Raw genomic sequence first — 12,612 nt, 5'->3', positions numbered from 1 at the left:
CGTCTTTTTTCTTTTTTTGCATAAGATAACCTCCTATTTATAGATTCGACATAAAGTAGGAGAATTCCTTTTTGTAATTTATGGAAATTTTTAAGGGGCTGTCTATTTCCCGACAGCCCCTCATACAAGCAAATGCCCACACAGGAACCAAGCCCTAAGGTCGTCAGGGCATTTGGGTACTCTGTCACTTTCAAGTCAGCCATGCCAACCTTTACCATTGTACTCATAATGTCACACCTAAACTACCCAAAAGGACCTCATATGAATCGAGATCTGGAATTAAAAAGAAATAGCCATCGACTTTTCTAGCTTCAACACTTTCAATAAACTCGTTTTGAATGATTAAAACGTTATCACTCATTTGACTGAAATGAATCGCGGGAACACTTAAGATAGCCCCCGCCATATCAATTGCCAAAGCTGGAATGGAAATGGTTATCTTTAAATTAGTCAATCCTGAAAGACTGGACACATACGCCCCCGAAAGAATATTACCAATCTCTTTTAATGCAGAAATCGTAAATTCATCAAATTCGGCGTTTTCGCGCGGCATCAGTAAATTAACGAGGTTTATCGCAGATTTTTGATCCATAATATACATAATACTGCCTGTTATATCGCCTTCTATTTTGAAGAAAATGCCACAGACAATGTTTTCAGGGCCTCCCAATAATTCAGGCACTTCATCAAATTCCAAAACTTTTACAATCGGTACCTTCATGTCAATTTTTTTGTCAATCATTTTAGCAAGCGACGTTGCCGCGTTACCGGCACCAATGTTGCCGATTTCACGAAGAACATCCAATATGATGGTATTGTTAATATTATCAATTTGAACTGGCATTTTATCTCCTACCAAGCGCTATTGCGCTTCAATACTTAATACTTTCATTAAATCAATCAACATGATGATGCGTTCATTTTTTTTGCCAATGTATTTGACAAATTCATTGTTGTTGTCTTTTCGAACATTGGGCGCCGCATCAATATCGTCATCTGAAATCTGAAGCACTTCAGATGAGGAATCAACCAGCATGCCGATCTTTAATTCTTCCACATTGACAATGATGATTCTTGATTCGTCTGTTGCTTCGATTGGCATAAGTCCAAAACGCGTCCTCAGATCGACAACCGGCACGATAATACCGCGGAGGTTGACGACGCCCTTTACATAAGGCGGTGTATAGGGAACACGTGTAATCGGCAGTACTTTTTCAATGTTTTCAACATTGTTGATATCAATGCCATAATATTCTTCATTAAGCCTGTATGTCACAAATTCTTTGATTTCACTCATTTTTCGCTACCTCCCTAGAATAATTGATTCGGATCTACGATTAATGCGACACTACCATTACCCAAGATCGTTGCGCCGGCAATCGCTTTAATGCCGGTCAAATATTTACCTAAGGATTTGATAACGATTTCTTGCTGTCCAATTAAGCTGTCAACAACCAGTCCGGCTTCAATTTCACCCTTTTTAACAATAACGGTAATGAGTTCTTCCGGCACTTCTTCTGTAGAAGGGAAATCCAAGACGTCCTTCATGCGAATGATTGGCAGCGTCTTGTTGCGGTACAATACCACTTCCTGTTCTTGGACCATTGTAATCTTGGCAGGATCAATGGTTGTGATTTCCTTGATGTTATTAAGCGGTATCGCGTATTTCTCTTCGTCTAGGTTAACCATTAATGCTTGGATAATTGCCAATGTCAACGGCAGGCGGATAATGAACTTACTGCCTTGACCAAGATTGGAAACAACTTCTACCGTACCGTTGATCGCTTCAATTTTCGTCTTGACGACATCGAGACCAACACCTCTGCCCGAAATATCCGTTACTTGCTCAGCTGTGCTGAATCCAGCGGCAAAGAGCAGATTGATAATTTCCTTTTCAGACATTTGTTCGCCTTCATCAACCGTAATGAGTTTTTTATCAATGGCTTTTCGTTTAATGACTTCTGGATCAATGCCCTTGCCGTCATCTTCCACTTCAATCACAACGGTATTGCCGTCAGGATATGCACGAAGCGCCACAAAACCACTTTCATCTTTACCTGACTTAACACGATCAGCCGGTGATTCAATCCCATGGTCAAGTGAATTACGGATGAGGTGAATAAGCGGATCGCCAATTTCATCAATAACCGTTCTGTCAACTTCTGTTTCTTCACCAGACATAAACAGTTTAATATTTTTACCTAATTCTTTTGAAAGGTCGCGAACCAGCCTTGGAAAACGGTTAAAAGTCCGCTCAACCGGTACCATTCTAACTTTCATAACAGCATCGTGCAAGCTTGTGGTAATCCGTTCAAGATATTCTATCGCTTCATTCATATTATTACGGTTTGATGAAGAATCGAGATCTTCAAGCCGTGTTTTAATAATGATGAGCTCACTGACGAGGTTCATCAAGTTATCAAGCCTTCCAATTTCGACACGTACTGTTTTAGATGTCTTGCCTTTATCATTGCTCTTTGCATTTGCATCTTCTTTTCGTTTTGCAGGTTTTGCTGCTTTTACTTCAACTTCTGTTTCAGCCATGGTGACTTCAACATCTTCTTTGACTGCTTCAACAGCGGCATCACTTTCACTTAACTCGCGAATAATGATATTTTTCACTTCTGAAATCTTCATGAGTTCAGAATGACAATATTGTTCATCGAGCTTCGAAAAATAGAGCACTTCAAAACTGTCGTCAAATTTTTCGTCTTCAATTTCTTCCGCCAGCGGATAGGATTTGATGATTTCGCCAAATCGTTCAAGCGTATTGAAAATGATAAAAGCACGTGCCGCTTTCAGCATACACCCCTGATCCAAGATGACTTTAATCATATAAGGCTTAACGCCCATTTCAATGGCCTTGTTGATAATGCTGCCGACATCATTAACGGAAAGTGTAAAAACACTTTCATCTTCCGGTTTAGTTTCAACTTTTGGCGTCGGTGCAGCTGCCGCTTTTTTCGCCGTCTTACTCGTTGTCACTTCGCCCTTTTGTGCGATTACTTGAAGTTTTTGGACGAGTTCTGATGAATCGAGGTCACCTTCATTACCTGTTTTCTCCAAATTGTCAATATACTCTTCAAGTGCATCGAAACATTCGAACAAGACGTCGACAATCGTAGAGGTAATACTGAGTTCGCCATTTCGTACGAGGTCTAAAACATTTTCCATTTTATGTGTTAAATCAGCCAGCTTCGTAAAGCCCATCGTCCCAGACATGCCTTTTAAGGTATGTGCAATTCTAAAAATTTCTCCTATGTGCGATACATCTTCTACATTGTTTTCAAGCACGAGCAGAATTTCATTCATTGTCTGCAAGTGCTCTTTAGATTCGTCGATAAAAATTTCCAAATATTGACTCATATCCATTTGCACTACACCTCCATGGCTTTAATGATTTCATTCGTAATATTAGAAAGGCTAGCTACCTTGTCTACAACACCTAGTTTGATTGTTGATTTCGGCATTCCAAATACCACACAACTTGCTTCGTCCTGAGCTATGACATAGGCTTTATTGGCCTTGACCGCTTTAAGCCCATTTGCGCCATCGGCACCCATACCAGTCATAATAACCCCGATTATATTTCTTTCATTTAATTCGGCGATTGAATACATCATGGCATCTACTGAAGGTTTATGCCCGCTGACGCGTTCGCCATTATCTAATTTTATCACATATTGTCCAGCTTGTTTATATACTTTTAGGTGACTGTCACCCGGCGCGAGATAAGCACACCCTGCACGAATGATATCACCGTCTTCCGCTTCCTTGACATGAATTTGACTCATGCCGTCAAGCCGTTCAGCCAAAGACTTTGTAAATCCCGGCGGCATATGCTGCACCATGACAATACCGGCGTCAATATCTTTTGGAAAAAGCGGCACCACTTCCTGCAATGCTCTCGGTCCACCTGTCGAAGTGCCAATGGCAATCAGTTTTTTAAAATGCGTACTGCCCTTCGGCGATGCCGTGCTCTTAAGATGCTGAGTAACCGGTCTTTCAGCAATGGTATGCCGTTTCATCGGCTGTGTGATTTTAACCTTACTCGCCGCCCTGATCTTACCAAGGAGCTCATCGCGAACCTCCGGCGTCGATACTTTAATCAGTGAAGATGGTTTTGTAATAAAGTCAATGGCTCCTAAGTCAAGCGCTTTCAATGTTTCGTCAGCACCTTTTTTTGTAAGACTGCTAAGCATAATGACCGGCAGCGGCGAATTATTCATAATTTCCTTCAGCGCTGACAAGCCATCCATCACGGGCATTTCAATATCAAGTGTTACGACATCTGGATGATAAGTGCTGATTTTTTGAAGTGCATCTTGTCCATTTTTGGCGGTTGCAACGACTTCCATCATTGGATCAGACAAGACCATGTCTGAAATCACTTTGCGCATAAATGCTGAATCATCTACGACCAATACTTTAATCTTCATCATATCAAACCCTTTTTTATAAAATTTCGCTCAATTTCAAAGACATAAGCGACTATCTTGGATTGTGTGTTTTCATCGAGCTCTAAGAATCTTATACCCACTTCATTCCGATTGGACGCGTTTTTTTCACACCTTGTCACTTCACCTTTAAATTTTACCATATTTCCGCTAATAATAAATTCACCTTCAACAAAATCACCGATTTGATAAGCTGCCGTCGTCTCTACTCTCAAGCCGCCACCACTCAAATCGAGCGTCTCAAATTCAGTTTTATCAATAACTGTCTCATCAATAATAATGTCCTGTTCATTGGCAAATCGCTTCTTTAACTTTTGCCGCATAATTTCAATTTCGCCTTCTGTAAGCTGCCGCTCTTCATAAAAACTGCCATGTGACATGAGCCGCACCCTAAAAAAGCGGCGTCGTTGTACACGTTTAATCTCTGATACCAGTTTCACTTGTACCGCAGGCAAGTTGTCATAAGTAATGCGATTGACAACATTGCCCTTAAAAAGATACATGCCGGCATTTTCTATATAAAATCTGAAATAGTATTCGTATTGGCGCTCCATTGGATAAAGGTTTCCCTCCGATATCGGATTGGAAATGACCAGATCTGAATCACTTGGAATATCATAGACAAATGCTTTCAATGTCAGCGACGTCTTATCATTTTTAAAGATCATTATATCGATTTCATCAGCTATTTTTAAAAACTTTGTGAAACCGTCCATGCCACCACCTATATTTTACTCATTAATTTATTTAGGAAGCCCCTAAAATTATTTGTCGTTTTCGTATACTTGCTGTTGTGTTCAAGATTATAAGCGATATTTTCAATCCCTTTGCTGGAAATCGCACGCGGATAAGCTTCAATCACCGGCATCTGTTTACGAACAGCTTTTTTTAGATTGTTGTCTTCAAATATATACCCCAAATTCTCCAATGACTTATCTAAAAATTTCGAAACGGCTTGTTCTAGCTTGTTAAAGACCTCATCTCCCTCTTCATTGGATTCGACACGATTGATAATGAGCTTTATTTTTTTGTCTTCATCTTTGATAATGTTTTTAATCAGTGCATAGGCATCTGTTATGGATGTTGGATCCGGTGTGATGACAATCACAATATCGGATGCGGCATCCACAAATGACAAGACAGATTTACTGAGACCGGCACCCGTATCAATTAATATATAATCTGATATTTCATTGCAATATTTCAATGAATGAATCAATTTTTCAAGCTGATTCTGGTCGAGATCAATAAGATCCATAATCCCAGACCCGCCGGAAATGACATTAATATTGTAGGGACCGTTTACAATAATTTCCTGAACAGTCGCTTCACCTTTTAAAACATGCGATAAATTATATTTCGGTACAATGCCCAAGAGTACGTCGACGTTTGCAAGTCCCAAATCAGCATCAATAATCGTCACTTTTTTGCCCAATTTTCCAAGTGCAATACCGATGTTGACGGTGAAATTCGTCTTGCCGACGCCGCCCTTGCCACTCGAGACCGTAATGATCCGCGCATCGCCCGCTTCATTTGGATCAGATTGATTGATAATCTCTCTTAATTTTTGTGCTTGATCCATTGTATCCCCCAAACGCAATATGAATTAAGACTCAGTTTCGAAAATGTACTGTATAATCCGCTCCTTATCTGCGACTTCAATATCATCTGGAACACTTTGTCCTATGGTAAAGTATGAAAGCGGTTGACCTGTTAACACTCTCGTATTCAATATATTGCCAAATGAATTGGCTTCGTCGAGTTTTGTAAACAACAACCGATATTGCTCTAAAAACTGATAGGAATCAATAATACTCTTTAAATCTTTATAAGATGTCGTCATACTGAGAACGAGAAAAATATTGACATCATCTAAATAATGCACGAGTTCATCATAATCGCTCTTTAGCTCTTTGCTCTTGTGACTGCGCCCGGCAGTATCAATCAGAATATAGTCTTTATCTTTAAAGTGTTTTACAGCGGTATCGAGCTCATCGGCTTCATAAATCACTTCAAGCGGGATCCCCAATATTTCGCTGTACGTTTTAAGCTGTTCTACAGCTGCAATCCGATAAGTATCTGCGGTAATGAGCCCGACTTGCTTGTTGTCCACGAGTGCCAGTCTTGCAGCGATTTTTGCCAGCGTCGTCGTTTTGCCAACGCCTGTCGGCCCTAAAAACATGTACACCGACGGCTTCCCAGGCATATCGGTATCAATGGTTTTTATATCGCCTAAGTACTCGCGTGCAATGACTTTAATCGCATTCATCACCGTATCATGATTCTTTTCTGATAAATTAATCTGACGCTGTACAATTTCAATAATTTTCTTAGCAATCGGCGCTTGTATTTCAAGTTCTTTTAAGACTTCAATATACCGATCAGACGGTGTTTCTGTTTCAGTTGCGGGCTCTGTTTTATTTTCGATGGATTCGACTTTTTTAATCAATGCCGCGACCATATCCTTAAGCTCACTCATCTCAAGTTCAGATTTGTTTGGTGCAGGCGCCTCCCTAATGACAGGGGGTACCTCGCTGTGTTCTGTTCGCGCGGCAATTGGCACTTGCTTCGTCGTACTAATTGGCTGCTCGTCTATTGCCGCAACAACTTCCAAAAGCGGTTTGCTGAAAAATTTAAAAAGACCGCCTTTTTTGATTTTACGGGTATTGAGTATCACTGCATCCATGCCAAGCTCACTTTTAATTTTTATCATCGCTTCGTTCATATCATGAACGAGATAACGTTTTACTTTCATCTAGATACTCACCATCCCGGCTGATTGTACATCAATACTTGATTCTATTTCATTATACGATAAAACGATCAAATCTGGAATCGATTGTTCCGATAATCTTTTAAAATAAAGTCTTACAATTGGCGCTGTAACGACAATTGGCTGCTCACCCATCTGCATGAGCTTTCGGATTTCATTGGATAGACTCGCAATAATCTTTTGCGATGTCATTGGATCCAGTGATAAAAAAGTACCCGTTTCATTCTGATCAATCGCTTCCATCAGCATGTTTTCAAGGCTTTGCTCCAAAGTTACGACCTGTGCTTTGCCAAATGGAAAATACATTTTTGAAAGCTGTCTCGACAAGCGCTGTCTCACATATTCTGTGAGAATATTCACATCGCGCGTCGATTTGGCAAAGTCGGCCAAGGTTTCTAAAATCGTCACTAAATTTCTGACGGAAACACCTTCTCGCAAAAGGTTGACGAGTACTTTCTGAATATCGCCGTATCCCATGAGACTCGGCATCAATTCATCCAGCAACGCTGCATTGTTCTCCCTGACATTGTCAATCAATTGTTTGACATCTTCACGACTGAGGAGGTCATGCGCATTCTTTTTAATCACTTCCGTTAAATGCGTTGAAATGACAGAAGACGGATCGACAACCGTATAGCCGAGCAATTCCGCTTTTTCACGCAAGTCCGCTTTAATCCATTTCGCCGGGAGTCCAAATGCCGGTTCGATGGTATCAATCCCCTGAATTTCACCTTCAACGCTGCCGGGACTCATGGCGATGTAATGATCAAAGACGATATTACCACCTGCCACATCATTCCCCTTTATCTTAATCAGGTACTCGTTTGAATCCAGTTGAATGTTATCCCGCAAGCGGATAATAGGGACGACAATGCCAAGTTCCAGCGCAATTTGCCGCCTGATCATGACGAGTCGGTCATAGAGGTCGCCGCCTTGATTAGGGTCGGCTAGCGGGATAATACCGTAACCGAATTCGAGCTCTATTGGATCCACTTGCAACAGCGGCACAATATTTTCGGGTCTCCGAATATCTTCTTCAGGTCGCTCTGCCTTTGGCTCATGCTCGACCTCAGCGGCCGCTTCTTTCTTATCCTTGGTCATAACGCGCGTTCCCATAAAAATAATCAGCGAGCCAATAAGAAAAAATGGAATATTCGGCAGCGGTGTAATAATTGCCAGTAAGATAAGGACCCCGCCGACGATAAATAAAACACGGCTTTGTGCAAAGAGCTGTCCGATGACATCAGTCCCCAGATTGGACTCTGACGCCGCCCGCGTTACGATAATACCGGTGGCGACGGAAATCATCAGCGCGGGAATCTGGCTTACCAAACCATCGCCGACAGTTAATAACGTAAACTTCGAAATCGATTCCACCAATGTCAGATTCATGGTGAAAGCACCGATCAGAAAACCTGCAACAATGTTGATTAGTGTAATAATAATACCGGCAATGGCATCCCCTTTAACGAACTTGCTGGCACCATCCATCGAGCCGTAAAAATCAGATTCGCGCTGAATTTTTTTTCGGCGCTCCTTCGCTTCATTTTCATTGATAAGTCCTGAATTAAGATCGGCGTCTATTGCCATCTGTTTCCCGGGCATTGCATCCAGTGTAAACCTCGCAGCAACTTCCGAGACCCGCTCAGAACCTTTGGTAATAACCAAGAACTGAATGATGACAATAATCATAAAGATAATGAAACCGACGATGGCATTACCGCCAATAACAAAACTGCCAAATGTATCGATGACTTCTCCCGCTTGACCTTCTGACAAAATATAACGTGTTGTTGAAATATTAAGCGCCAGACGAAACATCGTCGTAATGAGCAAAATTGACGGAAAAACAGAAAACTCCAATGTTTCCCGAACAAACATCGAAATAACGAGAATCATAAGTGCCAGCGAAATATTAAGTGCCAGAAAAAAATCAAGCCACCCGAGCGGCACGGGTATAATAATTAAGAGAATAATGACAATGACAACCACTGCCATAATGACGTCGTTAAAACGCATGTTTTCCTCCTATGCGCGATTGAGTTTATAGACATATGCTAAGACTTCTGCTACGGCTTCATAGAGATCCGGCGGAATCGCCTGACCAATTTCTACTGTCCTAAACAGCGTTTGAGCAAGGGGTTTATTTTCCACAATGGGAACTGCATTTTCAGTTGCAATGCGTTTGATATTCATGGCGACCAAGTCTTGTCCCTTGGCCGTCACGACGGGTGCATCACTTTTATCAGAATCGTATTTTATCGCAATGGCAAAATGCGTTGGGTTCGTTATGACGACATCAGCTTCGGGAACACTCTGCATCATCCTGCTCATGGCAAAGGCACGCTGTTTTTCTTTGATCTTCGCCTTGAGTTTCGGATCACCTTCACTCTGCTTGTATTCATCTTTGATTTCCTGCTTGGTCATCATGAGATCTTTGCTGTTTTTCCACCTTTTATAGGCGTAATCAAATATCGCGACAATAAACAAAAAGAGCGCACAGCGCATGACGACGCCTAAAATGATATCCCACATGATCCCCATGGTTTGAATGGGCTCTATTTCAAAGGTTATTAAAAGCTCCGGCAAGTGATCCAAGACATAGGATATCGCAATGTAAAGCAACGTACTCGCCTTCGCGATTGATTTGACAAGTTCCACCAGCGATCGCATTGAAAAGATATTTTTAAAACCCTTCATCGGATTGATTTTTTCAAGTTTTGGCATCAGTGTTTCCGTTGTAAAGAGAAAACCAACCTGTATATAGCTCATCAAAACGCCGACAACCAACGCAACGCCCAATAACGGCAATGCATATTTAAGGATCGTCATTAGCATATCGGCCATATAGAGTTTGTAGTCTTCGCTTTCAAACATCTGCCCTACATCGGGGATCAGATTCATGGTCATGGTAAAGTACCCCACCATGCCGTTGATCAAATAGTCGCTCATTGCGCCCATTGCCAAGAAAACAGACAAAAACGCCACTGCCGTGCTAAGTTCTTTTGATTGTACGACTTGCCCTTTTTCTCTGGCATCACGCATTTTCTTCGGCGTAGCACTCTCTGTTTTTTCTTCTGTAAACAATTGCAGGTCAAACTGACGAATCATAAGCTCCCCCCAAATCGCTTATCAAGGTGAAAAAAGGCTGAAAAACCGCTGAATATAATAAAAGCCATCCAGTAAAATACGACCGAAAATATCGTATAAGTATGGCATGAGTATAATAAAAAGCAAGAATCCAAAAAAGATTTTGAATGGCATTCCAAGTATGAAAATGTTCATGCCCGGCATCGCCTTCGATAAAAGTGCCAAAATGATATTGGCAATTAAGACTGTGATCACAAATGGCGCCGCAATTTGAAACCCTAATATCATCGATGCTGCGACGACATCGATAAAGACGTCATACGTCGGTGCAAGCAATAACGCCGTGCCGACTTTAATGCGTTCATAAGAAGTAACCATTGCCATAATGAGTTCATGGTGAAGATTCAGGTGCAAGAAAATCAATGTTGAAAACACATAGAAAAAATTGGATGTTACCGCTATTTGCGATTCATCAAGCGGGTTGACAACATTCACCATTGCAAATCCCAAATCACGGTCAATAAGATCACCAGCGAAATAGATAAAGTTAAAATAGATGGTTAGGATGAGTCCAAAGGTAATACCAATAATAATTTCATTTGCCAAAAACCAGCCATAGCCCCAGAACGTATCAACTTGGTAACTGATATCAATGGGAACCATCGGATAAATCAACAGCGTTAAAAAGAACATCAAACCGATTTTGTAATGGACGGGATAGTTGCGACTGCCAAATACGGGCGATGCAAAAATCATCCCAGCCATCCTACCGGCAATTAAAACCATGTTTAAAAGTGGTATGCTATACGTCATCGTCATCACCTAATAAATAATCAGGTCAATGAGATTGAAAACTTCATTTGTAAAAGTAACCAACGTATTCAATATCCATGAACCTGCAAACATCAGCACGAGAAAGACGGCGATAATTTTTGGTACAAAAGCAAGCGTTGCCTCCTGTATCTGCGTCGTTGCCTGAAAGATAGCAATGATGAGCCCTACCAGCAAACCGCTTAGCAGCATCGGCGCCGATAATAGCAATATGGTTTTAATCGATTCCGAGAATACATCGACAATCATGCTTTCCGTCATCTCATCCACCCTTCCTTATCGAATGCTCATAATGAGCTTTTCAACAATTAAATGCCATCCATCGACCATTAAAAACAGCAGTACTTTTATCGGCAGCGAAATCATCACCGGCGGCAGCATCATCATCCCGAGTGCCATCAGCGTTGAAGCCACGATCATATCCACCACAATAAATGGAATAAAGATGAGGAAACCAATTTCAAATGCGATCTTTAGCTCACTGATAATAAACGCCGGGATAACGACGCGCAGAGGAATATCATCATTTGTCTCAATTTCTGTAATCCCAGCAATCCCCATGAAAAGCGATAGGTCCCTTGTTCTGACCTGTTTAAGCATAAATTCCTTAACCGGTTCAGAGGCCAAATCTGCCGCCTCCTGTATGGTTACCGTCCCTTCTTGAAACGGCAAATAAGCATCTTCATAGACTTCCGTGAAAACACTCGACATTGTAAAGAACGTCAAAAAGAGTGCTAAACCGATCAGCACCTGATTTGGCGGTGTCGACTGAAGTGATAGCGCTCTTCTGACAAATCCCAAAACAATTATATAGCGTGTGAAGCACGTCATCATAATGAGAATCGACGGTGCCAATGACAAAATTGTCAAAAGGATCATAAGTTGTATGCTGTTGGCAATTTGGACGTCACCATCACCATTGTTTATGCTGACGTTAATCTCCGGCAAGCTAATGCTGGTTTCTCCGAAACTGAGTCCAGAAAAAATAGCCCAAACTGCAATTACCGCCACAATAACAGCCACGGTACGCCTTTTCGGCACCTTACTAATTATCTGCATCATTGTCCTTCTGCTTCCTCTTACCGATAGATGATTTTAGTATTGCAGCAAAATCATTGTTTTCCTGACGATTGCTTCTGAGAAACATCTCCGTTGATAAATCATCACGTTTGTCAATGAGTGTAATGCCGTTTTTATCCACTCCCAACAAATAAAAAATATTCTCCAACTCAACCAAGACAATATATTTATCATTAGAAAGTGCCGTACGATCCAGCACTTTGATATTTCTATCTTTTAATGAAATATAGTTCTTATTTGTGAGCCATTTAGAGAATATCCATAATAAATATATAAAGATGACGACCATCGCGACATACTTAATAGAAAACCAGTAATTTGAAACGTTACTGGCATCCGAAGCATTAAATATTAATGGCATGAAAATCAAACGTGCCATCG

The 12,612-nt window shown here is 41.1% G+C and carries 13 protein-coding genes and 1 pseudogene; all 14 read right to left on the bottom strand.

The window, feature by feature from the left end:
- A pseudogene (locus KHM83_RS17175) lies at nt 1-227 on the bottom strand (hypothetical protein); the annotation flags it as partial.
- Nucleotides 224-844 (bottom strand): chemotaxis protein CheC, encoded by a 621-nt coding sequence (locus KHM83_RS17170; RefSeq protein ID WP_213238279.1) that lies wholly within the window; start codon nt 842-844, stop codon nt 224-226. The gene KHM83_RS17170 and the pseudogene KHM83_RS17175, both read right to left, overlap by 4 nt.
- An 18-nt stretch (nt 845-862) precedes the next feature.
- Nucleotides 863-1,297, bottom strand: coding sequence for a chemotaxis protein CheW (locus KHM83_RS17165; protein WP_213238278.1), 435 nt, complete (start codon nt 1,295-1,297; stop codon nt 863-865).
- Between the two features lie 14 nt (nt 1,298-1,311).
- The gene (locus KHM83_RS17160) at nt 1,312-3,372 is read right to left on the bottom strand and encodes a chemotaxis protein CheA (protein ID WP_213238277.1); all 2,061 of its coding nucleotides are present in this window, start codon (nt 3,370-3,372) and stop codon (nt 1,312-1,314) included.
- A 5-nt stretch (nt 3,373-3,377) separates the two neighbouring features.
- The gene (locus KHM83_RS17155) at nt 3,378-4,442 is read right to left on the bottom strand and encodes a protein-glutamate methylesterase/protein-glutamine glutaminase (RefSeq protein WP_213238276.1); all 1,065 of its coding nucleotides are present in this window, start codon (nt 4,440-4,442) and stop codon (nt 3,378-3,380) included.
- Complete coding sequence (locus tag KHM83_RS17150) at nt 4,439-5,173, bottom strand: PilZ domain-containing protein (RefSeq protein ID WP_213238275.1); 735 nt, start codon at nt 5,171-5,173, stop codon at nt 4,439-4,441. The genes KHM83_RS17155 and KHM83_RS17150 overlap by 4 nt, the downstream gene beginning before the upstream one ends.
- An 8-nt stretch (nt 5,174-5,181) precedes the next feature.
- Entirely contained in the window at nt 5,182-6,039 is an 858-nt protein-coding gene (locus tag KHM83_RS17145; protein ID WP_213238274.1) for a MinD/ParA family protein, read from the bottom strand.
- Between the two features lie 24 nt (nt 6,040-6,063).
- Complete coding sequence (gene flhF, locus KHM83_RS17140) at nt 6,064-7,212, bottom strand: flagellar biosynthesis protein FlhF (RefSeq protein ID WP_213238273.1); 1,149 nt, start codon at nt 7,210-7,212, stop codon at nt 6,064-6,066.
- The gene (flhA, locus tag KHM83_RS17135; RefSeq protein WP_213238272.1) at nt 7,213-9,249 is read right to left on the bottom strand and encodes a flagellar biosynthesis protein FlhA; all 2,037 of its coding nucleotides are present in this window, start codon (nt 9,247-9,249) and stop codon (nt 7,213-7,215) included.
- Nucleotides 9,250-9,258: 9 nt separating this feature from the next.
- Nucleotides 9,259-10,341 (bottom strand): flagellar biosynthesis protein FlhB, encoded by a 1,083-nt coding sequence (gene flhB, locus KHM83_RS17130; RefSeq protein WP_213238271.1) that lies wholly within the window; start codon nt 10,339-10,341, stop codon nt 9,259-9,261.
- 21 nt (nt 10,342-10,362) lie between these two features.
- Complete coding sequence (gene fliR / locus KHM83_RS17125; RefSeq protein ID WP_213238270.1) at nt 10,363-11,133, bottom strand: flagellar biosynthetic protein FliR; 771 nt, start codon at nt 11,131-11,133, stop codon at nt 10,363-10,365.
- Between the two features lie 9 nt (nt 11,134-11,142).
- Complete coding sequence (gene fliQ, locus KHM83_RS17120; protein ID WP_213238269.1) at nt 11,143-11,412, bottom strand: flagellar biosynthesis protein FliQ; 270 nt, start codon at nt 11,410-11,412, stop codon at nt 11,143-11,145.
- Between the two features lie 15 nt (nt 11,413-11,427).
- On the bottom strand, nt 11,428-12,210 hold the full coding sequence (fliP, locus tag KHM83_RS17115; protein ID WP_246543171.1) for a flagellar type III secretion system pore protein FliP: 783 nt from the start codon (nt 12,208-12,210) through the stop codon (nt 11,428-11,430).
- The gene (locus KHM83_RS17110) at nt 12,197-12,610 is read right to left on the bottom strand and encodes a flagellar biosynthetic protein FliO (RefSeq protein WP_213238267.1); all 414 of its coding nucleotides are present in this window, start codon (nt 12,608-12,610) and stop codon (nt 12,197-12,199) included. The genes fliP and KHM83_RS17110 overlap by 14 nt, the downstream gene beginning before the upstream one ends.
- Nucleotides 12,611-12,612: the final 2 nt, after the last annotated feature.

The organism is Fusibacter paucivorans, from assembly GCF_018390735.1.
Lineage (GTDB): Bacteria > Bacillota > Clostridia > Peptostreptococcales > Acidaminobacteraceae > Fusibacter > Fusibacter paucivorans.
The sequence above is the reverse complement of the archived record's forward strand: the minus strand, read 5'-3'. Positions and strand labels throughout refer to the sequence as shown.

What these genes read in the sequence shown, in the direction of transcription:
- KHM83_RS17170 (WP_213238279.1), bottom strand. Translation starts at nt 844, where the DNA reads ATGCCAGTTCAAATTGATAATATTAACAATACCATCATATTGGATGTT.
- KHM83_RS17165 (WP_213238278.1), bottom strand. Translation starts at nt 1,297, where the DNA reads ATGAGTGAAATCAAAGAATTTGTGACATACAGGCTTAATGAAGAATAT.
- KHM83_RS17160 (WP_213238277.1), bottom strand. Translation starts at nt 3,372, where the DNA reads ATGGATATGAGTCAATATTTGGAAATTTTTATCGACGAATCTAAAGAG.
- KHM83_RS17155 (WP_213238276.1), bottom strand. Translation starts at nt 4,442, where the DNA reads ATGATGAAGATTAAAGTATTGGTCGTAGATGATTCAGCATTTATGCGC.
- KHM83_RS17150 (WP_213238275.1), bottom strand. Translation starts at nt 5,173, where the DNA reads ATGGACGGTTTCACAAAGTTTTTAAAAATAGCTGATGAAATCGATATA.
- KHM83_RS17145 (WP_213238274.1), bottom strand. Translation starts at nt 6,039, where the DNA reads ATGGATCAAGCACAAAAATTAAGAGAGATTATCAATCAATCTGATCCA.
- flhF (WP_213238273.1), bottom strand. Translation starts at nt 7,212, where the DNA reads ATGAAAGTAAAACGTTATCTCGTTCATGATATGAACGAAGCGATGATA.
- flhA (WP_213238272.1), bottom strand. Translation starts at nt 9,249, where the DNA reads ATGCGTTTTAACGACGTCATTATGGCAGTGGTTGTCATTGTCATTATT.
- flhB (WP_213238271.1), bottom strand. Translation starts at nt 10,341, where the DNA reads ATGATTCGTCAGTTTGACCTGCAATTGTTTACAGAAGAAAAAACAGAG.
- fliR (WP_213238270.1), bottom strand. Translation starts at nt 11,133, where the DNA reads ATGACGTATAGCATACCACTTTTAAACATGGTTTTAATTGCCGGTAGG.
- fliQ (WP_213238269.1), bottom strand. Translation starts at nt 11,412, where the DNA reads ATGACGGAAAGCATGATTGTCGATGTATTCTCGGAATCGATTAAAACC.
- fliP (WP_246543171.1), bottom strand. Translation starts at nt 12,210, where the DNA reads ATGCAGATAATTAGTAAGGTGCCGAAAAGGCGTACCGTGGCTGTTATT.
- KHM83_RS17110 (WP_213238267.1), bottom strand. Translation starts at nt 12,610, where the DNA reads ATGGCACGTTTGATTTTCATGCCATTAATATTTAATGCTTCGGATGCC.